This is a genomic window from Paracoccus sp. DMF (assembly GCF_004407025.1).
GTDB lineage: Bacteria > Pseudomonadota > Alphaproteobacteria > Rhodobacterales > Rhodobacteraceae > Paracoccus > Paracoccus aminovorans_B.
This window is the reverse complement of record NZ_SOKV02000048.1, coordinates 1-21750: the sequence shown is the minus strand read 5'-3', so window position 1 is coordinate 21750 and position 21750 is coordinate 1. Positions and strand designations below refer to the sequence as shown.

At 67.9% G+C, this 21750-nt stretch carries 21 protein-coding genes and 1 tRNA gene; 13 read left to right on the top strand and 9 right to left on the bottom strand.

The window, feature by feature from the left end; all coding sequences use genetic code 11:
* Window positions 1-982 precede the first annotated feature (982 nt).
* From E3D03_RS17360 to E3D03_RS17350, 3 genes are all read right to left on the bottom strand, one after another.
* Window positions 983-1345 carry a hypothetical protein gene (locus E3D03_RS17360; RefSeq protein WP_263567994.1) on the bottom strand — a complete coding sequence of 121 codons (363 nt, stop codon included), beginning with the start codon at window positions 1343-1345 and terminating at the stop codon, window positions 983-985.
* A 156-nt stretch (window positions 1346-1501) separates the two neighbouring features.
* Window positions 1502-1576 (bottom strand) — tRNA-Asn (locus E3D03_RS17355).
* Window positions 1577-1679: 103 nt separating this feature from the next.
* Window positions 1680-2543 carry an MBL fold metallo-hydrolase gene (locus tag E3D03_RS17350; RefSeq protein WP_263567993.1) on the bottom strand — a complete coding sequence of 288 codons (864 nt, stop codon included), beginning with the start codon at window positions 2541-2543 and terminating at the stop codon, window positions 1680-1682.
* Window positions 2544-2601: 58 nt separating this feature from the next.
* Between E3D03_RS17350 and E3D03_RS17345 the strand changes: the two genes are divergently transcribed.
* The 5 genes from E3D03_RS17345 (at window position 2602) to dps (ending at window position 6718) form a co-directional block, all read left to right on the top strand.
* Window positions 2602-3942 carry an ATP-binding protein gene (locus E3D03_RS17345; RefSeq protein WP_263567992.1) on the top strand — a complete coding sequence of 447 codons (1341 nt, stop codon included), beginning with the start codon at window positions 2602-2604 and terminating at the stop codon, window positions 3940-3942.
* A 72-nt stretch (window positions 3943-4014) separates the two neighbouring features.
* Entirely contained in the window at window positions 4015-4941 is a 927-nt protein-coding gene (fabD, locus tag E3D03_RS17340; RefSeq protein ID WP_263567991.1) for an ACP S-malonyltransferase, read from the top strand.
* A 63-nt stretch (window positions 4942-5004) separates the two neighbouring features.
* The gene (fabG, locus tag E3D03_RS17335; RefSeq protein WP_263567990.1) at window positions 5005-5742 is read left to right on the top strand and encodes a 3-oxoacyl-ACP reductase FabG; all 738 of its coding nucleotides are present in this window, start codon (window positions 5005-5007) and stop codon (window positions 5740-5742) included.
* Between the two features lie 138 nt (window positions 5743-5880).
* Complete coding sequence (locus E3D03_RS17330; RefSeq protein WP_010397399.1) at window positions 5881-6114, top strand: acyl carrier protein; 234 nt, start codon at window positions 5881-5883, stop codon at window positions 6112-6114.
* Window positions 6115-6244: 130 nt separating this feature from the next.
* Window positions 6245-6718 (top strand): DNA starvation/stationary phase protection protein Dps, encoded by a 474-nt coding sequence (gene dps / locus E3D03_RS17325; RefSeq protein WP_263567989.1) that lies wholly within the window; start codon window positions 6245-6247, stop codon window positions 6716-6718.
* Window positions 6719-6770: 52 nt separating this feature from the next.
* On the opposite strand, the gene E3D03_RS17320 is transcribed toward dps, so the two are convergent.
* The 4 genes from E3D03_RS17320 to E3D03_RS17305 are packed head-to-tail and all read right to left on the bottom strand — an operon-like array spanning window position 6771 to window position 11300.
* Complete coding sequence (locus tag E3D03_RS17320; protein ID WP_263567988.1) at window positions 6771-7847, bottom strand: BMP family ABC transporter substrate-binding protein; 1077 nt, start codon at window positions 7845-7847, stop codon at window positions 6771-6773.
* Between the two features lie 21 nt (window positions 7848-7868).
* Window positions 7869-8747, bottom strand: coding sequence for an ABC transporter permease (locus E3D03_RS17315; RefSeq protein ID WP_263567987.1), 879 nt, complete (start codon window positions 8745-8747; stop codon window positions 7869-7871).
* Complete coding sequence (locus tag E3D03_RS17310; protein WP_062560895.1) at window positions 8744-9814, bottom strand: ABC transporter permease; 1071 nt, start codon at window positions 9812-9814, stop codon at window positions 8744-8746. Before E3D03_RS17310 ends, E3D03_RS17315 begins: the two co-directional genes overlap by 4 nt.
* Window positions 9801-11300: an ABC transporter ATP-binding protein gene (locus tag E3D03_RS17305; RefSeq protein WP_263567986.1), complete on the bottom strand. Its 1500-nt coding sequence runs from the start codon at window positions 11298-11300 to the stop codon at window positions 9801-9803. Before E3D03_RS17305 ends, E3D03_RS17310 begins: the two co-directional genes overlap by 14 nt.
* Before the next feature lie 90 nt (window positions 11301-11390).
* On the opposite strand from E3D03_RS17305, the gene dnaE reads away from it, so the two are divergent.
* Together dnaE and E3D03_RS17295 are read left to right on the top strand one after the other, a co-directional pair.
* Window positions 11391-14861: a DNA polymerase III subunit alpha gene (gene dnaE / locus E3D03_RS17300; protein WP_263567985.1), complete on the top strand. Its 3471-nt coding sequence runs from the start codon at window positions 11391-11393 to the stop codon at window positions 14859-14861.
* A 42-nt stretch (window positions 14862-14903) separates the two neighbouring features.
* The gene (locus E3D03_RS17295; RefSeq protein ID WP_263567984.1) at window positions 14904-15965 is read left to right on the top strand and encodes a hypothetical protein; all 1062 of its coding nucleotides are present in this window, start codon (window positions 14904-14906) and stop codon (window positions 15963-15965) included.
* A 50-nt stretch (window positions 15966-16015) separates the two neighbouring features.
* On the opposite strand, the gene ilvC is transcribed toward E3D03_RS17295, so the two are convergent.
* Window positions 16016-17038: a ketol-acid reductoisomerase gene (gene ilvC, locus E3D03_RS17290; RefSeq protein WP_062560891.1), complete on the bottom strand. Its 1023-nt coding sequence runs from the start codon at window positions 17036-17038 to the stop codon at window positions 16016-16018.
* A gap of 127 nt (window positions 17039-17165) precedes the next feature.
* Between ilvC and E3D03_RS17285 the strand changes: the two genes are divergently transcribed.
* The 3 genes from E3D03_RS17285 to E3D03_RS17275 all read left to right on the top strand — a co-directional run bounded on the left by E3D03_RS17285 (window position 17166) and on the right by E3D03_RS17275 (window position 18391).
* Window positions 17166-17621, top strand: a complete 456-nt coding sequence (locus E3D03_RS17285) for an Lrp/AsnC family transcriptional regulator (RefSeq protein WP_263567983.1) — start codon at window positions 17166-17168, stop codon at window positions 17619-17621.
* On the top strand, window positions 17618-18070 hold the full coding sequence (locus E3D03_RS17280; RefSeq protein WP_263567982.1) for an Lrp/AsnC family transcriptional regulator: 453 nt from the start codon (window positions 17618-17620) through the stop codon (window positions 18068-18070). The genes E3D03_RS17285 and E3D03_RS17280 overlap by 4 nt, the downstream gene beginning before the upstream one ends.
* Window positions 18071-18151: 81 nt before the next feature.
* The gene (locus tag E3D03_RS17275; RefSeq protein ID WP_263567981.1) at window positions 18152-18391 is read left to right on the top strand and encodes a hypothetical protein; all 240 of its coding nucleotides are present in this window, start codon (window positions 18152-18154) and stop codon (window positions 18389-18391) included.
* A 142-nt stretch (window positions 18392-18533) separates the two neighbouring features.
* Here E3D03_RS17275 and E3D03_RS17270 read toward each other — a convergent pair whose 3' ends face one another.
* Complete coding sequence (locus E3D03_RS17270; protein WP_263567980.1) at window positions 18534-18983, bottom strand: GNAT family N-acetyltransferase; 450 nt, start codon at window positions 18981-18983, stop codon at window positions 18534-18536.
* A gap of 129 nt (window positions 18984-19112) precedes the next feature.
* Between E3D03_RS17270 and E3D03_RS17265 the strand changes: the two genes are divergently transcribed.
* The 3 genes from E3D03_RS17265 to E3D03_RS17255 all read left to right on the top strand — a co-directional run bounded on the left by E3D03_RS17265 (window position 19113) and on the right by E3D03_RS17255 (window position 21704).
* Window positions 19113-20414, top strand: a complete 1302-nt coding sequence (locus E3D03_RS17265; protein ID WP_263567979.1) for an ABC transporter permease — start codon at window positions 19113-19115, stop codon at window positions 20412-20414.
* Complete coding sequence (locus E3D03_RS17260) at window positions 20407-21078, top strand: ABC transporter ATP-binding protein (protein ID WP_263567978.1); 672 nt, start codon at window positions 20407-20409, stop codon at window positions 21076-21078. The genes E3D03_RS17265 and E3D03_RS17260 overlap by 8 nt, the downstream gene beginning before the upstream one ends.
* A 209-nt stretch (window positions 21079-21287) precedes the next feature.
* Window positions 21288-21704 carry a phosphatase PAP2 family protein gene (locus tag E3D03_RS17255; protein WP_263567977.1) on the top strand — a complete coding sequence of 139 codons (417 nt, stop codon included), beginning with the start codon at window positions 21288-21290 and terminating at the stop codon, window positions 21702-21704.
* Window positions 21705-21750: the final 46 nt, after the last annotated feature.

The following is a 21750-nucleotide window of genomic DNA, read 5'->3' as shown; positions in this document are numbered from 1 at the left end:
GCGTTTGAAATCGACTTTCCGAAGGACCCCGGGCGGAGATCGCGGACAGAGCTGTTCCGGGGCATTGGGTTGCGGTTTCCCCTTCCCGCGACGAACCGGACCCGTTCACCTAATCAGAGGAATGAGAATACCTGATCCGCTCTATATCGCGAAAAGTGAAGCCGACCCGAAACTCCGACCTGTTCAAACGGACGGTCGCGAAAGCGAACGAACTCGGCGACGTTGTCCACGTCAAGCCGGAAGACCTCATGATCCGCGCCCAGGCGCGTGATCGGGACACCTATCTGAAAGTCCGCAAGCGCCTGACGACGCAGGCCCGCGCCGAGATGAAGTGCGTCGTGCCCGTCCGGTCTGGGACGATGCCCCGGAAGCCATCCGCACGGCATTGACGGCCTGACCACCGTGTCGCGAACAACTCTGCACGTGCCGAACAAGAGCGACCACGCGCAACAGCACATGTGGGTTGCGGTTCTCTTGATGGCCGTCAACGACGCCTTCAATGAAACGCGGGACCGGACGGAACTCGACCGGGCGGAGGCGCTGCGTTTTCTGCTCGCGCCTGACGGGGCCTGGGCGAAGTCGCGGGAACATGTGTGCTCGTGTGCTGGTGCAGAGCCGGAACGTCTGCACCCCTGGGGCGCTCGAGGTGATGGCCGGAAAGGTTGCCTACGGCAAACCGAAGGAAGTGCAGGCGTAGCGTGCCTTTGCGCCGCGCTCAATGCCCCGCGCGAGAGGCCAAAGCAACCGAGAAGGTCGAGGCCGCTCCTGCACCCGACGCAGAAGCGATTCCTCTCCCCTCAGCCTTTCGGCCATTCGAGCGGGGAGGCGCAGGAGCCGTCCTGGCCGTAGGTTTCGGCAGCCCCGAGATAGCCCCGCTGCTGGGTGAGATGGGTTTTCCGCCCGTCGCGCCTTGTCCGGGCCTTGCTCCTCAAGGATCAAGGCTTGCTTGTGCTCCTCATACATCGCCAGACCTGGCCAACCGTCAGTTCGTCCGCGCGCCGCTTCTCCTTGCCACGAATGATGCGACGAGCCATCTGGTCTGACAGGTCGTCAGGCCGTGCCCGCGGATGCCAGCGACGATGCGCGAATAGGCCTGATCGTCGTCGGATAGCTGCTTCGCGCGCGGATCGACGCCGCGACGGATTTCAGGCAGCAGCACGTCACGCGCGACGGCGCGCGCCTCGTTCGAAGCGGTCCCCATGCTCGCCCGCGGCGTAGCAGGTTTTCGTGCGCTGGCCGATGGACAGGTTGACCCTGCGAGTTCCGTGTTGTGGACCCAGAGCGTCCCGGAATCCTGATAGGGCAGGCCGTCAATGAAGGCCTGCGTAATCTTGGTATGTGGCATGAGCAACCCCAGCGTTTGACCGAGTTTTGACCGCTAAGTCAAACATGGTGTCGGGTCTGCACGGGTGAATGCTCAACCAAGCATTTGAGCTAGGATGCTGATTTATTGGGATAAGTCATGATCCTGCCGCGAGCGTAGCGGTATGGGCAAGATGTATGGCTCCGGCGGTAGGGATCGAACCTACGACCAATTGATTAACAGTCAACTGCTCTACCGCTGAGCTACGCCGGAACACGGGGCGGTGTATAGCCTCGCCTCTCGGAGGCGTCCAGAGGCATTCGCGGATTTTTTGCATCTTCGCGAAAAATCCGCGGCATCCGCGCGACCCAAAGGATCAATCTGCGGAAAACACTGAATTCGCGGCGATTTGGCCGGGAGTCGAGACCGCGCCAAGCTCGGAAAGCGCGATCAGATGCGCAAGGACATTGCGTGTCGCCGCCGGAATCAGCGCCGGCGCCACGTCGTAGATTCGCCGCGCCAGCGCCGTCGCATCGGCCGGACCCTCGCGCAGGGCGGCGAGGATCTGCGCCGTGCGCAGGCGGCGGTGCGCCGCGAGCTCGGCCAGCCGCGCGGGCGGATCGGCGACCGCCGTGCCATGCGCGGGCAGAAGCTCAGCCGCGCCCAGTTGGTCCAGCCGCGACAGCGTGCGGAAATAGTCGCCCAGGTCGCCGTCCGGGGGCGAGATCAGCGTCGAGGACCAGCCCATCACCACGTCGCCGCAGAACACCCGGGCGCCGTCCTGAAAGCTCAGGTGACCGGCGAAATGGCCGGGCGTGTGCAGCGCCACCAGCCGCCATTCGTCGCTTTCCACCACCGCGCCGTCGGTCAGCGCCACATCGGGGGCAAAGTCGCGGTCCAGCCCCTCGCCGCCGGCGATGCCGCCCTCGGCCGCCAGGCGCTGCATCACGGCCGAACGTCCGGCCTCGGCCGGGCCGAAGCCCAGGATCGGCGCTCCGGTCGCCTGCGAAAGCGCCCGTGCGCCGCCGGAATGGTCCAGATGCGCGTGGGTCACGAAGATGTGGCTGATCCGCCCGCCGGCCGCGGCCAGGATCGCCGCACGATGCGCGGGCAGGTCGGGGCCGGGGTCGATTACCGCGACCTGGTCGCGGCCCAGCAGGAAGGTGTTGGTGCCCGGACCGGTCAGCGGCGAGGGATTGTCGGCGGCAATGATCCGCAGGTCTTTCGTGGCGTGTGTCATGCCGCTAACCTAGACGCGGGTCGGCCGGCTTTCCAAGGCCGCAATGAGGCGAAGGGCGATGAATTTCGACTGGCTGAAGCGTTTCATGCCGCGCGGGCTCTACGGCCGCGCCGCGCTGATCCTGTTCCTGCCGGTGGTCGTGGTCACCGTCGTGGTCACCGTCATGTTCCTGCAGCGCCATTTCGAGGACGTGACCCGGCAGATGACCAGCGGCATGACCGGCGAGATCGGCCTGGTCGCGGCGCGGATCGAGGCGGCGCCGGATCTGGCGGCGGCGCGGGCCTCGGCCGATGCCGTCGCGGGACCGCTGGGGCTGGCGCTGACCCTGCCGGCGCCGGCGGCAGAGGGCGACCGGCATGCCTTCTACGACCTTTCGGGGCGCATCGTCATCGCCGAGCTGCATGCGCGCGTGCCCGCCGTCGAGGCGGTGGACCTGAGCCAGCGCCGCGAGGTGCGGGTGACGCTGCGGGGCGGCAAGGGCGATTACCTGCTGGTGTTTCCGCGTGCCCGGGTCAGCGCCTCGAATCCGCATCAGCTGCTGGTGCTGATGGTGGGCACCTCGCTCTTGATGACCGCCATCGCGACGATCTTCTTGCGCAACCAGCTGCGGCCGATCCGGCGTCTCGCGCGCGCGGCCGAGGAATATGGCAAGGGCCGCATCATCCCCTATCGCCCGGCCGGGGCCAGCGAGATCCGCAGCGCCGGCACCGCCTTCCTGGAGATGCGCGCCCGCATCGAGCGCCAGAACGAGCAGCGCAAGCAGATGCTCTCGGGCGTCAGCCACGACCTGAGGACGCCCTTGACCCGGCTGCGGCTGGGGCTGTCGATGCTGTCGCCCGACTACCCGCCCGAGCAGGGCGAGATCGCGGCGCTGGAAGGCGACGTGGCGGCGATGGGCACCATGGTCGACGCCTTTCTGGACCATGCCCGCGACGCGGCCCAGGACGCGCCGCCGCAGTCGGAACCGGCACTGGATTTCCTGCGCGGCATCGTGGCGGATGCGCAGCGCGGCGGTCAGGACGTGCGGCTGCACGCGCTGGCTGGCGACGAATCCGGCCGCGCCACCTTCAGCCGCGACAGCCTGCGCCGCGCCATCGAGAACCTGATCGGCAATGCCGTGCGCTATGGCGAGCGGGCCGAGGTCGATGCCGCGCTGGGGCCGAGCTATTTCCGCATCTCGGTCGAGGACGACGGGCCCGGCATCCCGCCCGAAAAGCGCGAGGAGGCGCTGAAGCCCTTTACGCGCCTCGACCCGGCGCGCAACCAGAACCAGGGCCAGGGCGTCGGCTTGGGCCTGGCCATCGCCGCCGACATCGCCCGCGCCCATGGCGGGCAATTGCGGCTGGGCGAGGGCGAGCGGCTGGGCGGCTTGCGAGCCGAGATCGTCATTCCGCGCTGAGCGGCGCGGTTGCGGGATGCCCCGCCGCGGGCTAAGCCTGTCGCAAGGACATAAGACAGAAGGGATTCCGCGATGCGGGCATTCGTATTTCCGGGGCAGGGCGCCCAGGTCGTCGGGATGGGGCGCGAGCTGGCCGAGGCCTATCCGGCGGCGCGCGCGGTCTTTGCCGAGGTGGACGAGGCATTGGGCGAGAACCTGTCGGAACTGATCTGGAACGGCGACATCGAGACCCTGACCCTGACCCAGAACGCCCAGCCGGCGCTGATGGCGACCTCGCTGGCGGCGTTCCAGGCGCTGGAAGCCGAGGGTTTCGGCATCGCGGATGCGGATTTCGTCGCCGGCCACTCGCTTGGCGAATATTCGGCGCTTTGTGCGGCCGGCGCGCTGAGCCTCGCGGATACCGCGCGGCTTTTGCGCCTGCGCGGCCAGGCCATGCAGGAGGCGGTGCCGGTCGGGCAGGGCGCCATGGCGGCGATCCTGGGGCTGGACTTCGCCACCGTCGACCAGATCGCGCGCGACGCGGCCGAGGGCGAAGTCTGCCAGGCCGCCAATGACAACGACCCGGCGCAGGTGGTGATCTCGGGCCACAAGGCGGCGGTGGAGCGCGCGGCGACCCTGGCCAAGGAGCGCGGCGCCAAGCGGGCGCTGATGCTGCCGGTCTCGGCCCCGTTCCATTCCGCGCTGATGCAGCCGGCGGCGGCGGTGATGGCCGAGGCGCTGGCGGCGGTCGAGATCGCAGCCCCCGCCGTGCCCTTGGTCGCCAATGTCCGCGCCGAGCCGGTGACCGAGCCCGGCGCCATCCGCCGGCTGCTGGTCGAGCAGGTGACGGGATCGGTGCGCTGGCGCGAGTCGGTCGAATTCCTGGCCGGGGCTGGCGTGACCGAGTTCTGGGAGATCGGCGCCGGCAAGGCGCTGTCGGGGATGATCAAGCGCGTCTCGAAAGAGGCGGTGGTGCGGAATATCGGCGTGCCGGGCGATATCGCGGCGCTGAAGGCATAAGGGGGCTCCGCCCCCATCCCTGCGGGATTCCCCCGGAGTATTTGGAAAACGGAGAAAAGCTTGATGTTTGATCTGACGGGCAGGAATGCGCTAGTGACCGGGGCTTCGGGCGGGATCGGCGGCGCGGTGGCCGAGGCGCTGCATGCCGCCGGCGCCACGGTGGCGCTGTCGGGCACGCGCGAGGCGCCGCTGCGCGAACTGGCCGAGAAGCTGGGGTCGCGGGCGCATGTCGTGACCGCGAACCTGTCGGATGCCGCCGCCGTCGAGGCGCTGCCCAAGGCCGCGGCCGAGGCCATGGGCTCGGTCGACGTGCTGGTCAACAATGCCGGCATCACCCGCGACAACCTGTTCATGCGCATGTCGGACGAGGAATGGGCGCAGGTGATTGAGGTGAACCTGACCTCGAGCTTCCGGCTGTGCCGGGCGGTGCTGCGCGGCATGATGAAGGCGCGCTGGGGCCGGATCGTGAACATCGGCTCGGTCGTCGGCGCCACCGGCAACCCGGGGCAGGGCAACTATGCCGCCGCCAAGGCGGGCCTCGTGGGCATGTCGAAGAGCCTGGCCTATGAGGTCGCCTCGCGCGGGATCACCGTCAATTGCGTGGCACCGGGCTTCATCGAGACGGCAATGACCGACAAGCTGAACGACGAGCAGAAGGGCCGCATCCTGACCCAGATTCCGGCCGGGCGCATGGGTTCCGCGCAGGAGATCGCCGCGGCGGTGCTGTATCTGGCAAGCCCCGAGGCGGGCTATGTCACCGGCGCGACCCTGCATGTCAACGGCGGCATGGCGATGCTTTGATCGTGGTTTATGCGGGTTGCAAGATCACGTCTCCGTGCTATATCCCGCACACAAGGCTGCAGGGGAACCGCCCTGGGCTGCGCCCGGCCATAGGCCGGACCATTTCTGGGCGGATGCCCGCGAAAACGAGGAAGAGACATGAGCGATATCGCTGATCGCGTGAAGAAAATCGTCGTCGAGCACCTGGGTGTCGATGAGGACAAGGTGACCGAGACCGCCTCGTTCATCGACGATCTCGGCGCCGACTCGCTGGACACCGTGGAACTGGTCATGGCGTTCGAAGAGGAATTCGGCATCGAGATCCCGGATGATGCCGCCGAGACCATCCAGACCTTCGGCGATGCCGTGAAGTTCATTCAGGGCGCGGTCTGATCCCTTCCGGGGACTGGTTCCAGGGGCGGTGCTTCCGATGCGGAAGCGCCGCCTTTTCTTTTTGTTTTCGCGGAACTGCCGGCATCTTCCGCCCGTTTAGGCGGCGAACCTGAAGAAAGGAGAATGCCTTATGGCAGTCAACATCCAGGGTCTCAGCGACAATGCCCGCAAGACCGCCATCGCCGAACTGAACGCGCGCCTCGCCGATGCCGTGGCGCTGTCGGCCGCGATCAAGCAGGCGCATTGGAACGTCAAGGGCCGCAACTTCATCGCCGTGCATGAGCTGTTCGATACCGTCTTTGCCAATCTGCAGGTGCATGTCGACACCATGGCCGAGCGCGTGCAGGTGCTGGACGGCGTTGCCGTCGGCACGGTCGAGAAGGTGGCCAAGGCCAGCACCCTGAAGGAATACCCGACCGACCTGACCAAGGCCGAGGACCATATCAAGGCAGTCTGCGAGCGGATGCGCGATTACGGCAAGAAGGTGCGCGAGGCCATCGACACCACCGACGAGGCCGGCGACGCCGATACCGCCGATCTGTTCACCGCCGCCTCGCGCACGGCGGACAAGGATCTGTGGTTCATGGAAAGCCACCTGGAATAGGCGGCGCGCCAGAGGCGGAAAGACGGGGCCGGCTTCGGCCCCGTTTCTGTTTTCACTTCGGCATCGGCGCGGTGATGCCCTCGACATAGAAGTTCATGCCGCGCAGGTCCTCGTCGCTGGCCGTCTGGCCCTCGGCCAGCCAGTCGCTGCCGTCCTGCTTCTTCAGCGGTCCGGTGAAGGGGTGGTATTCGCCCGAGCCGATCTTCGCCTTCAGCGCCTCGGCCTCGGCCTTGACCTCGGCGGGGATGGCCTCGGTGATCTCGCCGATCTCGACCTCGCCATCGCCGATGCCCAGCCAGACCGAATGCGATGTCCAGGTCCCGTCCAGCACCTCGCCGACGCGCTTGATGTAATAGGGCGCCCAGTTGTCGATGATCGACGAGACGCGCGGCGTCGGCTTGAAGGCCGCCATGTCGCTGGCCTGGCCGAAGCCGATGGCGCCGGCCTCCTGCGCCTTGGCGAGCGGCGCGGTCGAGTCGGTATGCTGCAGGATCACGTCCACCCCCTCGGCGATCAGGGCGGCGGCGGCATCGGCCTCTTTCGCCGGGTCGAACCAGGTATAGGCCCAGACCACCTTCATCTCGACGTTCGGGTTCACCTTCTTGGCGTGCAGATACGAGCTGTTGATGCCCTGCACGACCTCGGGGATCGGGAACGAGCCGATATAGCCGATCTTGTTCGACTTGGTCATGCGCCCGGCGATGGTGCCCATGACGGCGCGGCCCTCGTAGAAGCGGGCGTCATAGGTCGCCAGGTTCTCGGCGGTCTTGTAGCCGGTGGCGTGCTCGAACTTCACGTCGGGGAATTTCTTCGCCACGTTCACGGTCGCGTCCATGAAGCCGAAGCTGGTGGTGAAGATCAGCTTGTGGCCCGACAGCGCCAGCTGGGTGATGGCGCGCTCGGCATCAGCGCCCTCGGGGACCGATTCGATGAAGGTGGTCTCGACGCGGTCGCCGTATTTTTCCACCACCGCCTTGCGGGCGAGGTCGTGCTGGAAGGTCCAGCCGCCGTCGCCGACCGGGCCGACATAGATGAAGCCGACCTTCAGCTTTTCCCCTTGGGCAAGGGCGGGCAGGGCCGAGGCGGCGACCAGCGCGGCGGCGCTGCCAAGAAGGGTTCTGCGTTTCATCCGGGTCTCCTGAAAAAGGCGCTAGCGCAGCGCGTGGAAGGACCGCCCGAGCGAGCCAGGGGCAGATCCCCCGCCCGAGCGGCCGAATTTCTGCCGGGCCGAGATCAGCACCAGCACGAGGATCGTGGCGAGATAGGGCGCCATGCTGAGCAGTTGCACCGGCACCGCGACCCCGGCCGCCTGCAGGCGCAGCTGCAGCACGGTGACGCCGCCGAAGAGCCAGGCCCCGGCCAGCACGCCCCAGGGGTTCCATTGCGCAAAGACCACGATGGCGAGCGCGATCCAGCCGGCGCCGGCGGTCATGCCCTCGGTCCATTGCAGCACGGTGGCGATCGAGACATAGGCCCCGCCCATGCCCGCCATGGCGCCGCCGAAGCCGGTGGCCAGGATGCGCACCCGGCGCACCGGATAGCCAAGCGCATGGGCGGCATCGTGGTTTTCGCCCACCGCGCGCAGGATCAGGCCGGGGCGGGTGCGGGCCAGGAACCACCAGACCGCCGGCACCAGCGCCAGGCCCAGCCAGATCATGCCGTTCAGCCCCAGCGGCCCGGTCATCATCGCCGGCGCCTTGACGCCTTCGTAGGGCTTGCCGAACATCGCGGTCAGGCCCAGGCCGAACAGCACCAGCGCCAGGCCGGTCGCGACCTGGTTCGACAGCAGGTATTGCGTCATCACCGCGAACAGCATCGACAGCGCCGCGCCCGCCAGCGCCGCCACGGCAAAGCCGACCGCCGGACTGCCGGTGGCATGGGCGGCGGCGAAACCGGCCAGCGCGCCGCCGATCATCATGCCCTCGACGCCCAGGTTCAGCACGCCGGCGCGCTCGACGACCAGCTCGCCCAGGGCCGCGAACAGGATCGGCGTCGCGGCGCCCATCAGCAGGATCAGGACGGTCATCATGCGCGCCTCCGGATGCGATAGCGGGTTAGGATGTCGAAGCCCAGCAGGAAGAACAGCAGCATGCCCTGGAAGACCTGCACCGTGGCGGCGGGCAGGTTCAGCATCATCTGCGCCAGTTCGCCGCCGATATAGGTCAGCGCCATCAGCAGCCCCGCCAGCAGGATGCCCAGGGGGTGCAGCCGGCCCAGGAAGGCCACGATAATCGCGGTGAAACCATAGCCCGAGCCGAAGCTCTCGGTGATCTGGCCCGCCGGCCCCGCGACCTCGAACAGGCCGGCAAGCCCCGCCAGCGCGCCCGAGACGCCCAGGCACAGCGCCACCAGCCGCTCGGGGCGCACGCCGGCGAAGCGCGCGGCGCGCGGCGCGGCGCCGGCGGTGCGGATCTGGAAGCCCAGGATATGGCGCGACATGACGAACCAGGTCAGCGCCAGCGCCACCCCGGCCGCGACCACGCCCCAATGCAGGCCGGAGCCCGCGATCAGCTCGGGGTTCGCGGCGGCCTCGTATTGCTGCAGGTTGCGCGAGCCGGGGAAGTTGAAGCCCTCGGGGTTCTTCATCGGGCCGAAGGCCATCCAGGCGGCGATCTTCTGCGCGACATAGACCAGCATCAGCGAGACGAGGATTTCCGAGGCGCCGAACCAGTTCCTCAGCAGCGCCGGGATCATGCCCCAGGCCCAGCCGCCCGCCGCGCCGGCGAGGATCATCGCCGGAAAGATCCAGAAGGCGTCCAGCGGATAGGCCGCCAGCGCCACGGCCGCGCCGCAGATCGCGCCGATGATGTATTGCCCCTCGGCGCCGATGTTCCAGATCCCGGCGCGGAATCCCAGCGCCAGCCCGCAGGCGATCAGGATCAGCGGCCCGGCCTTGACCAGCAGCTGCGGCCGCGAATAGCCGCTCGCGGGGCCGAACAGCGGGTCCCAGAAGATGGTGCGGATCGCGGCCAGCGGGTCGAAGCCCATGGCGGCGAACAGGATGCCGCCGACCAGCATGGTGGCCAGCACGGCCAGCACGGGCGTGGCGATCTGCCAGCCCAGGGACGCGCTGGCGCGCGGCTCAAGCCGGAACATGCGCCACCTCCATGCCATGCGCCCCGCCCAGCATCAGCCCGATCTCCTCGAGGCTCAGCCCCTCGGTCGGGCGCGGTGCCGACAGCCGGCCCTCGTTCAGGGCGCAGAAGCGGTCGGACAGTTCCAGCAGTTCGTCCAGGTCCTGCGAGATGACGATCACCCCGGCCTCGTTGCCGGCCAGGTCCAGCAGCGCCTGCCGGACCTGCGCGGCCGCGCCGGCATCGATGCCCCAGGTCGGCTGGTTGACGACCAGCACGCGCGGCTTGCCCAGGACCTCGCGGCCGATGACGAATTTCTGCAGGTTCCCGCCCGACAGCGCCCCGGCGGCGGTGCCGGGGCCGGGGGTGCGCACGTCGAAGGCCCGGATCACGGCTTCGGCAAAGCGCCGCGCCGCGCTGTGGTCGATCAGCCCGTGCCGCACCAGGCCCTGCCGCGCGCCGGCGGTCAAGAGCGTGTTCTCGGCCAGCGAGAACTCGGGCACGGCGGCATGGCCCAGCCGGTCCTCGGGCGCGGCCAGCAGGCCCAGCCGGCGCCGCGCCTCGGGGCCCATGGCGGAAAGGTCGGTGCCGTCCATGACCACGGTGCCCGGCGCGGTCGGCTCCTCGCCCGACAGCGCGGCCAGCAGCGCCTCCTGCCCGTTGCCGGCGACGCCGCCGATGCCCAGGATCTCGCCCGCGCGGAGCGTCAGCGAGACGCCGCGCAGCCCCGCGGCGGACAGGCCCGAAACCGCCAGGATCTCGGCCCCCGGCACCCGGCCGGAACGGTCGACGATCCGCATCTCGGCCCCGACCATCATCGCCGCCAGTTCGCGCGCGGAATGGGCGCGCGGATCGACGGTGCCCACGAGTTTGCCGTGGCGCAGGATGGTGGCGCGGTCGCAATGCGTGCGGATCTCGTCCAGCTTGTGGCTGATATACAGGATCGCCGTGCCCTGCGCGGCCAGTTGGCGCAGGGTGGCGAACAGGATCTCGGCCTCCTGCGGGGTCAAGACCGAGGTCGGCTCGTCCATGATCAGCAGGCGCGGATCCTGCAACAGGCAGCGGATGATCTCGACCCGCTGCCGCTCGCCCGCCGACAGGCTGGCGATGCGGCGGGCGGGGTTCAGCGGCAGGCCATAGGCCTGGCTGACCTCGGCGATGCGGCGGGCCAGGTCGGTGCGCGGCGGCGGGTTCTCCATTCCCAGCGCCACGTTCTCGGCCACGGTCAGCGCGTCGAACAGCGAAAAATGCTGGAACACCATGGCGACGCCGGCAGCCCGCGCCGCGCGCGGATCGGCCGGCGCGTGGGGGGCGCCCAAAAGGGTCATCGCGCCGTCGTCGGGCCGCACCAGGCCATAGATCATCTTGACCAGCGTGGACTTGCCGGCGCCGTTCTCGCCCAGCAGGGCGTGGATCTCGCCCGGGCCGACGGCAAAGCTGACAGCGTCATTGGCGCGCACGCCGGGATAGGTCTTGCCCAGGCCCTCGGCCCGGAAAACATCGGTCACTATGCGCCCCTGTCGTTTTTCGCCCAGTCTTAGCGGCTTTCCGCCGAGTGGCAATTGCACAATCGGGCAGGTCGGCCCTAGATTGCCGCCATGACCGAAAACCTGCCGCGATTCATCCACCTGCGCACCCATTCCGAGCATTCCCTGCTGGAAGGCGCGGTGCCCGTCAAGAAACTTGCTGATCTTGCAGCACAAAACGGCATGCCCGCGGTGGCGCTGACCGATACCAACGCGCTGTTTGCGGCGCTGGAATTCTCGGTCAAGGCCCAGGAATGTGGCGTGCAGCCCATCATCGGCTGCCAGGTGACGCTCGCGGCCGAGGTGACGGCGCCGGTGGTGCTGCTGGCGCAGAATGAGGCAGGCTGGCTCAATCTCATGCAGCTGTCGAGCTGCCTCTACCTGCGCGAGGATGCCGCGCTGCCCCATGTCACGCTGGACCAGCTGGAGGCCCATGCCGAGGGGCTGATCTGCCTGACCGGCGGCGCGCTGGGCCCCTTGGGCCTGCTGGTCGCGCAAGGCCGCGTGCCCGAGGCGCGCGAACTGGCCCAACGGCTCGCCGCCGCCTTCCCGACCCGGGTTTACGTCGAGCTCCAGCGCCACCACGACGCCGAGGGCCGCCCGGTCCCCGAGGAACAGGCCGCCGAGCCGGGGCTGATCGCGCTTGCCTATGCGCTCGACCTGCCGCTGGTGGCGACGAACGATGTCTATTTCCCCAAGGCCGATCTCTATGCCGCGCATGACGCGCTGATCTGCATCTCGGAACGCGCCTATGTCGACCAGACCGCGCCGCGCCGCCGGCTGACGCCGCAGCATTACTTCAAGTCCCAGGCCGAGATGGCGACGCTGTTCGCCGACCTGCCCGAGGCGTTGGAGAATACCGTCGAGATCGCCCGCCGCTGCGCCTTCGCGGTCAAGAAGCACAAGCCGATCCTGCCGCGCTTCGCGGATGACGAGGTCGAGGAGCTGCGCCGCCAGGCCTGGGACGGCCTGCGCGCCCGGCTTGCGGTCATCCCCCATGCCGTGCCCGTCGCGGAATACGAGGAACGCCTGCGCTTCGAGCTTGGCATCATCGAGCAGATGGGCTTTCCGGGCTATTTCCTGATCGTGGCCGATTTCATCAAATGGGCCAAGGACCACGGCATCCCGGTCGGGCCGGGCCGCGGCTCGGGCGCGGGCAGCCTCGTCGCCTATGCGCTGACGATTACCGACCTGGATCCAATACGTTACAGCCTGCTCTTCGAGCGGTTCCTGAACCCCGAGCGGGTTTCGATGCCCGACTTCGACATCGACTTCTGCATGGATCGCCGCGAGGAGGTGATCCAGTACGTGCAAGAGAAATACGGCCGCGACAAGGTCGGCCAGATCATCACCTTCGGCGCGCTGCTGTCCAAGGCGGCGGTGCGCGACGTCGGCCGCGTGCTGCAAATGCCCTTCGGCCAGGTCGATCGGCTGTCGAAGATGATCCCGGTCGAGGGCGTGAAGCCGGTCAGCGTCACCAAGGCCCTGGCCGATGAACCGCGCCTGCGCGAAGCCGCCAAGGAAGAGGTCGTGGCCCGCCTGCTGGACTATGCCGCCAAGATCGAGGGGCTGCTGCGCAACGCCTCGACCCATGCCGCCGGCGTGGTGATCGGCGACCGGCCGCTGGACCGGCTGGTGCCGCTTTATCGCGACCCGGCCTCGGACATGCCGGCGACGCAGTTCAACATGAAATGGGTCGAGCAGGCCGGGCTGGTCAAGTTCGACTTCCTCGGCCTGAAAACCCTGACGGTGATCCAGAATGCCGTCGATCTCATCAACACCGGCGGCCGGCCGCTGCATGTCGCCGCCGACGGGCGCCAGCTTTACCAACCCGCGCCGGGGGCCGAGAACCAGATCAACCTGATCCCGCTGGACGACAAGCCCAGCTACGAGCTGTTCGCCAGCGCCCGCACCGTGGCGGTGTTCCAGGTCGAAAGCTCGGGCATGATGGACGCGCTGCGGCGCATGAAGCCGACCTGCATCGAGGATATCGTCGCGCTGGTCGCCCTCTATCGCCCCGGCCCGATGGAGAACATCCCGACCTATTGCGAGGTGAAGAACGGCCTCAAACCCCTTGAATCCATTCACCCCACCATCGACCATATCCTGGCCGAGACGCAGGGCATCATCGTCTATCAGGAACAGGTGATGCAGATCGCCCAGGTCATGGCCGGCTATTCCCTGGGCGGCGCCGACCTGCTCCGCCGCGCCATGGGCAAGAAGATCGCCGAGGAAATGGCCAAGGAGCGGCCGAAGTTCGTCGACGGCTGCGCGGCGCAGGGAATCGACAAGAAGAAGGCCGGCGAGGTCTTTGACCTGCTTGAGAAATTCGCCAACTACGGCTTCAACAAATCCCACGCCGCCGCCTATGCCGTGGTCAGCTACCAGACCGCCTGGCTGAAGGCGAACCACCCGGTCGAATTCATGGCCGCGGTGATGAACTGCGATATTCATCTGACCGACAAGCTCGCCGTCTATAAACGCGAGGCCGACCGGATGGGGATCGAGACCGTGCCGCCCTGCGTCAACCGTTCTGAAGCCACATTCAGCGTGCATCAGGGCCGCATCCACTACGCGCTCGGTGCGCTGAAGGGCGTCGGCGTCGAGGCGATGCGGCTGATTACCCAGGCACGCGGGCCGACACCCTTCCGCGACCTGCACGATTTCGCCCGCCGCGTCGACATGAAGCGCGTCGGCAAGCGCCCGCTGGAGATGCTGGCCCGCGCCGGCGCCTTCGACCTCTTGGAGCCGAACCGGGCCCGGGTGCTGAAGTCGCTCGACGGCCTGGTCGCCTGGTCGGCGGCGGTGCAGGAAGCCGCGGCCTCGCAGCAAAGCTCGCTCTTCGGCGGGGGCGAGGATCTGCCGCCGCCGCGGCCCGTGCCGGCGCCGATCTGGATGCCGGCCGAGAAGCTGGGCGAGGAGCACGCCGCCATCGGCTTCTACCTCTCGGGCCACCCCTTGGACGACTACCAGCCGGCGCTGCGCCGCAAGAACGTGCAGACGCTCTCGGAGGTGACGCAGGCGGCGGCGGATGGCGCGCTGGTCGCCTCGATGGCCGGCACCGTGGCCTTCCGCCAGGAAAAGAAATCCGCCCGCGGCACCCGCTTCGCCTTCGTCGGTCTTTCCGATCCGACCGGGCTTTACGAGGTGACGGTATTCTCCGACACGCTCGACGCCCATCGCCAGCACCTGGAGCCGGGCGAGAACGTCGTCTTGCAGGTGCAGGTCGAACCCTCGGGCGAGCAGGTGAAGCTGCTGGCGCGCGGCGTCACGCCCTTGGACCAATACGTCGCCGATGCCGGCGCGAACCGGCTTGCGGTCGAGATCGCCGGCGTCGATGCTGTCCCTGGCATCGCCGACGCCCTGGCCCGCATCCTGGCCGAGGTGAACGCGCCGGCCCGGGCGCGCGGCCCGATCGCGCTGCGGCTCAAGGACGGCGACGATCTGGTCGATATCGAGATCGCGGCCGATGCGCCCCTGACCACGCCCGCGCGCCAGGCGCTGCGGGTGGTGCCCGGGGTGCTGGAGGTGCTCGAGGAATGATTTTTCAGCTGGCCCAGGGCCGATTCGTTCAGGAGGTTCAGAATGCAATTTCCAACCATCGCGCAGGGCGCCACGCCTGTCGCGGACGGGGCGGTGACGCGCTATGTCTCGCCCGAGGTGCAAAATAAAAGCTGGTTCAACCCGACCCGGCCGGTGATCTTCGTCAACGGCATGCTGAACAGCGGCGCCGACCATCGCGCCAGCGCCGAGGCGCTGTCCCTGATGCTGGGCTGCCCGGTTTTCGGCGTCTACAACAAGAAGGACGGTTTCTGGACCGACCTGTTCCAATGCATCACCGACAAGGCGAAGCTGACGCAGGTCCAGACCTCGAACCTGAACCACAACACCAACTGGATCGCCTTCTTCGAGCAGGTCTGGCAGAAGAGCCGCGAAAAGCGCCCGATGCTGACCAAGGAAACCTTTGCGCATGAGATGCTTGCCGGCAACCCGGCGGCGCAATCGCTGTTTGCGCTGTTGATCGGCCAGCCCGGCGGCATGCTCGGCGCGCCGATCTATTGCCACAGCCAGGGCAACCTGGTGACCTCGAATGCGCTGTCGGCGGTGACCCTGGTCAAGGGCGCCGGCTCGGTGCGCGGGCTCGAGGTCAACAGCTTCGGCTCGCCCGCACGCGGCTGGCCGGTCGGGCTGAACCGGGTGAACAACGCCTATACCTTCGACCCGGTCAGCTTCCTCGACCTGACCATGGACCTGTCGAGCTCGAAGGTCGGCTTCAAGGTCGCGCATGGCTTCAGCAATTACGTCGAGCAGGACGGCGAATTCGTCGTCAACCGCTTCCGCACCGGCGGCTGGGGCATGACGGTGAACATGGACGAAAAGGGGCTGGCGAAGTTCTGCGCCGGGCTCGGCACCAACACGCGCCGGCTGCGTGCCATCTTCGACCGGCTGGAAAAGGCGCATTTCACCGACAGCGACGACGTGGCGCTGGAATATGTGGCCCTGCTCACCGACCAGCAGATCGCGGCGCTGCAGACCACCGACCCGGCCTTCACCGCCCAGCTGGTGCGGCTGCTGAAGGCGGGCTACACGGCCGGCGACGAACAGCGCGCCATCGCCCGGCTGCAAGCGGCGCAGGGCGTATCCTGAAATAAAAAAAGCCCCGCCAGACGGCGGGGCTTTTCCTTGGGGCAGGGCGCTCAGTTGCGCTCCTTGTCCACCATCTTGCCCTTGCTGATCCAGGGCATCATGGCGCGCAGCTTCTCGCCGACCTTCTCGATCTGGTGTTCGTCGTTGATGCGGCGCGTCGCCTTGAAGGACGGCTGGCCGACGGCGTTCTCCTGCATGAAGTCGCGCACGAACTTGCCGGTCTGGATGTCGGTCAGGACTTCCTTCATGCGCTTCTTGGTTTCCTCGTAGGGCAGGATGCGCGGGCCCGAGACATACTCGCCATATTCGGCGGTGTTCGAGATCGAGTAGTTCATGTTGGCGATGCCGCCTTCGTAGATCAGGTCCACGATCAGCTTCACCTCGTGCAGGCACTCGAAATAAGCCATTTCCGGCTCGTAGCCGGCCTCGACCAGGGTTTCGAAGCCCATGCGGATCAACTCGACCAGACCGCCGCACAGCACGGCCTGCTCGCCGAACAGGTCGGTTTCGCATTCCTGGCGGAAGTTGGTCTCGATGATGCCCGAGCGGCCGCCGCCGATGGCCGAGCAATAGCTCAGCGCCAGGTCCTGCGCCTTGCCGGTGGCGTCGTGGTGCACCGCGAACAGGCAGGGCACGCCGCCGCCCTTGGTGTATTCGCCGCGCACGGTGTGGCCGGGGCCCTTCGGCGCCATCATGATGACATCGACGCCCTTCTTCGGCTCGATCAGGCCGAAGTGGATGTTCAGGCCGTGGGCGAACGCAATGGCGGCGCCTTCGCGGATATTGTCATGCACGTATTTCTTGTAGGTCTCGGCCTGCAGCTCGTCGGGCATGGTGAACATGATCAGGTCGGCCCAGGCGGCGGCCTCGGCGATGCCCATGACCTTCAGCCCCTCGGCTTCCGCCTTCTTGGCCGAGCTTGAGCCCTCGCGCAGCGCCACGACGACGTTCTTGGCACCCGAATCGCGCAGGTTCAGCGCATGGGCGTGGCCCTGGCTGCCGTAACCCAGCATGGCGATCTTCTTGTCCTTGATCAGGTTCACGTCGCAATCGCGATCATAGTAAACGCGCATCGGAAACTCCCTCCATTTCGCTGAAGGCGTTGTAGCAAAGCCGCCCAGCGTGTTCCGTGCAATCTTCGCGCTTTCCTTCCCTATGTGGCGAAGATAATAATCAACGACTCGCCAAAATGAAAAAATCATGCCCGACGCCACCGACCGCCGCATCCTGCGCCAGCTTCTCGCCGACCCCGACCTCGGCAATGCCGAACTGGCGAGCCGCGCCGGCGTCACCCCGGCCAGCCTGTGGCGCCGGCTGGAAAAGCTGCGCCAGACCGGCGTGATCCGCGCCACCGAGAGCCGCATCGACTGGCGCAAGCTCGGCTACGAGGTCCAGGTCAGCCTGCGCTTCACCCTGGACAAGACCCACCCCCGCGCCTTCGACGAATTCCAGGCCGCCGCCCGCCGCGTCCCCGAGGTGACCGAGATCCAGACCTTCCTCGGCTCGGTCGACCTGCGGCTGTCGGTGATCGCCCGCGACATGGCGCATTGGCAGCAGATCTATCGCGAAAGCATCCTGACCCTGCCGCATGTCTCGGACAGCGACGCGCTGATGCTGGTCAGCAACATCAAGGACCGCCAGGAGCTGCCGCTGTGACCCCCGATGCCACCGACCTCGCCATCCTGCGCCTGCTGGCCGCCGACGCCACCCTGGGCGCGGCCGAGATCGGGCGCGACCTGGGCCTGACCCAGCCCGCCGCCTGGCGCCGGATCAAGCGCCTGCGGGATGCCGGCATCATCGCCGGCCGCCGCATCGTGGTCGATACCGCCGCTCTGGGCTTCGGCGTCACCGTCTTCCTGGGCATCCGGCTCGCCGCCAAGGGCCGCACCAGCCTCGAGGATTTCGAGCGCGCCGTGACCGCCATCCCCGAGGTTCAGGTGGTCCAGCACGTCCTGGGCCAGTTCGACTATCGCCTGCGCATCACCGCCCGCGACATCGCCGATTTCGAACGCATCCTGCGCCGCCGCATCATGACCCTGCCCGGCGTGGGCCAGGTCGAGGCGAACGTCATGCTGTCCGAGGAACGCCGCCCAGGGCCGCTTTGAAGGGGGGCGGGATCCGGAACGAAGCCCCGTCGCCTGTCCCGACCGCGCCTGATAGGACTGCATCCAGACGAATCGCAAACCATGGCAGAGATCAGAATGCAGGAACCGGGTGTGCCGTCATTGTGGCGCTTGCTGATCATCATCGTCCTGGCTCTGTTCTGCTGCTGGGCGCTGGGGCAAGCCTATTTCTCCTATCTCATGGACGATCTTGTCGTGCGGCCTCTGCGCGACATCGGCGGCTGGATCGGCTCGATCCCGGTGCAGGACAAAGGCGGCGACGTGACCGTCACCCTTCCGCCGATGCAGGACGACCAGAGATAGCCGCGCCCAGCCTGCGCCAAGCCCCCGCTCACGCCCTTGTAGCCTTGCCTTCGCCCTCATCCTTGCCAATCAGTCCCGAAGCAAACCCAAGGTGACCGATGGCCAACCCGCCGGCTGAGAGTGGCGTCAATACCGTCTCCCCTTAAACCCGCTTTTCCATATAGACCCGCCGCAAGCCCAGCTCGGTGGCGCGATGCGTCTCGACATAGCCGCGCGCGGCATAGATCGCGATGTTCTCGGCCATGATCTCCTGCGTATAAAGCCGCACCACCGGCAGCCCCGCCCGCCGGGCATGGCTTTCGGCGAAATCCATCAGCAGCCGGCCATAGCCCTGGCCCTGCGCGGCCGGATCGACGGCGACATTGTCCAGCAGCAGATGGTCCGCGCCCGGGATCAGCACCAGCAGCCCGCGCACCGCGCCATCGTCCAGCACCCACAGCACGCCCTCGCGCTGCCGGGCGGCGTAATCGTCGCGCATCGGCCCGGGCACCAGCCCGTTCATCGCCACATAGCGGCCATAGGCATCAGCGACGATGCGCGCCGCCGGCGCCACGTCGCCCGGCCCGGCCGGACGGATTTCGGGATCGCGCATCGCCTCTCCTCTCTCGCCCCCAGGCTAGCACGGCGCCCACCCGCCGCAAGCCCGCGCCGTCACGGGTTTGTTTGCTTGCATTGCCGCGCCAGAGCCGCCAATCAGGCGCAAGCAGAACCAAGGTGACAGATGGCCAGTCCGCGCCCGTTTTCCCGTTACGAATTCCTGATCGCCTGGCGCTACCTGCGTGCCCGCCGGGCCGAGGGCGGGGTCAGCGTCATGACCTGGATCAGCCTGATCGGCATCGCGCTGGGCGTCATGGCGCTGATCGCCACGCTGTCGGTGCGCGCGGGCTTTCGCGCCGATTTCATCGACACGCTCCTGGGCGCCAACCCGCATACCACGGTGATGTATTACCCGAGCCAGGTCTATAACGAGCTGACCGAGGAGACCTATGTCACCCCCGGCACCATCCAGGATTACGACGCGCTGGCGCAAAAGATCGCGGCGCTTCCCGGCGTGACCCGGGCCGACCCGGCGGTGCGCGGCAAGGTCATGGCGGCGCAGGGCGGCGCCAGCGGGTTGGGCGACGTCTATGGCCTCAGCGCCGAGGCGCTGAAGGCGCTGCCCGGCGTGGTCGATTCCGACCGCGCCATGGGCGACATCGCGGATTACGACAAGGGCGTCGCCATCGGCATCGGCCTGGCCCGCACCCTGGGCGTCGCGGTCGGCGACAGCATCCAGCTGGTCTCGCCCGAGGGGGCGCAGACCGCCGTCGGCACCACGCCCCGGGTCGAGACCTATCCGGTGACCTATATCTTCTCGGCCGGGCGCTGGGACATCGACGAGACCCGCATCTACATGCCCTTCGCCGAGGCGCAGAGCTATTTCAACCGCGACGGCATGGCCGACGAGATCCAGGTCTATGTCGCGGACCCCGAGCAGGTGGACCGCTGGACACCCGAGCTGTTGGCGGCGGCGGGCGAGCGCGCCCAGGTCTGGAGCTGGCGCGACGCCTCGTCGAGCTTCCTCTCGGCGCTCGACATGGAGGATGACGTGATGTTCCTGATCCTGTCGATCCTGGTCCTGATCGCGGCGATGAACATCACCTCGGGCCTGATCATGCTGGTCAAGAACAAGGGCCGCGACATCGGCATCCTGCGCACCATGGGGCTGACGCAAGGCGCGGTCCTGCGGGTCTTCTTCCTCTGCGGCGCCTTCACCGGCATCATCGGCACGGCAGTGGGCGTGGTGCTGGGCGTGGCGCTGTCGCTGAACGTCGATCACATCATGACGGCGCTGAACTGGCTGACCGGCGGCAATGCCTGGCAGCCCGAGGTGCGCGGCATCTATGCCCTGCATGGCGAGCTGCGCGCCTGGGACATCTTCCGCGCCGTGGCGCTGTCCCTGGTGCTGTCCTTCGTCGTGACCATCTTCCCGGCCCGCCGCGCCGCCCGCATGAACCCGGTGGAGGCGCTGCGCTATGAATGACGTGCTGACCCTCGAGCGCATCTGCAAGACCTATGGCAAGGGCGGCCCGGCGCCGGTGCCGGTGCTCTCGGACCTGTCGCTTTCGGTGGCGCGGGGCGAGGTGGTGGCGCTGGTCGCCCCCTCCGGCGCCGGCAAATCGACGCTCTTGCATATCGCCGGGCTTCTCGACACCGCCGACTCGGGCCGGGTGCTGATCGACGGCCGCGAGTTCAGCGGGCAGGGCGACCGCGCCCGCACTGAGGCGCGCCGGGTCTCGCTGGGCTTCGTCTATCAGTTCCACCACCTGCTGCCGGAATTCTCGGCGGCCGAGAACATCATCCTGCCGCAGCTCGCGAACGGCAGCTCCGACCGTGCCGCGCGGGCGCGGGCCGCCGACCTGCTGGAGCGCGTGGGTCTGGCGCATCGCGCTGGCCACCGCCCGGCGCAGCTCTCGGGCGGCGAGCAGCAGCGGGTGGCCTTCTGCCGGGCGCTGGCCAACGGCCCGGCGCTGCTGCTGGCGGACGAGCCGACCGGCAACCTCGATCCCGCGACCTCGGACAAGGTCTTCGACGTGCTGATGGCGCTGGTGCGCGACACCGGCCTCTCGGCGCTGATCGCGACGCATAACCTCGAGCTGGCGTCGCGCATGGACCGGGTGATCCGCCTGGGCGAGGCTCACGCATGACGCCCCGGCGGTGCACGCCCGGTGTACGCGCGGTGCACGGGTGCTGCACGGCCGTCACAGCGAAAACCCCAGCAATTGCTGGGCCTGGCGGCTTTGCGTCCCGCACTGTTGCGTCACGCAACGCGCGCAGCCGTTGCGCGGCCCTGCTGGCCGTTGCCCTGACCGCCGCGCCCGCTTCGGCCGACCCGTTCGAGCAATTCGGCACGGCGATGAAATACGGCCTGCCGCTCGCCGCCGCCGCCTGCGCCGCCGACCAGGACCGGCTGGAGGATTTCGCCGTCCGCGGCGTGCTGCAAGCCGCGCTGGTCTGGGGCATGAAGGCCTATTTCGACGGCCAGCCCATCTCGCGCCGGCCCTCCGGCGAAGGCAAGGGCTTCCCCTCCGGCCATACCGCGGCCGCCTTCTTCGGCGCCTCGGACCTCGCCGGAAAATGCTTCGAAGACAAACCCTTGGCCGGAGCCGCCGCCTATGGCGCCGCCGGCCTGACCGGCTGGAGCCGCCTCCACGCCGGCGAGCACACGCCCGAGCAGGTCTGGACCGGCGCCCTGATCGGCCTCAGCCTCGGCGCCGCCAGCTTCGGCATCGGCACCGACGGCGCCAGTTTCTCGGTCGGCCTGCGGTTCTGACCCGGCCCGCATATTCTCTTTTGTGCAGAAATATCCCGGGGGGAGC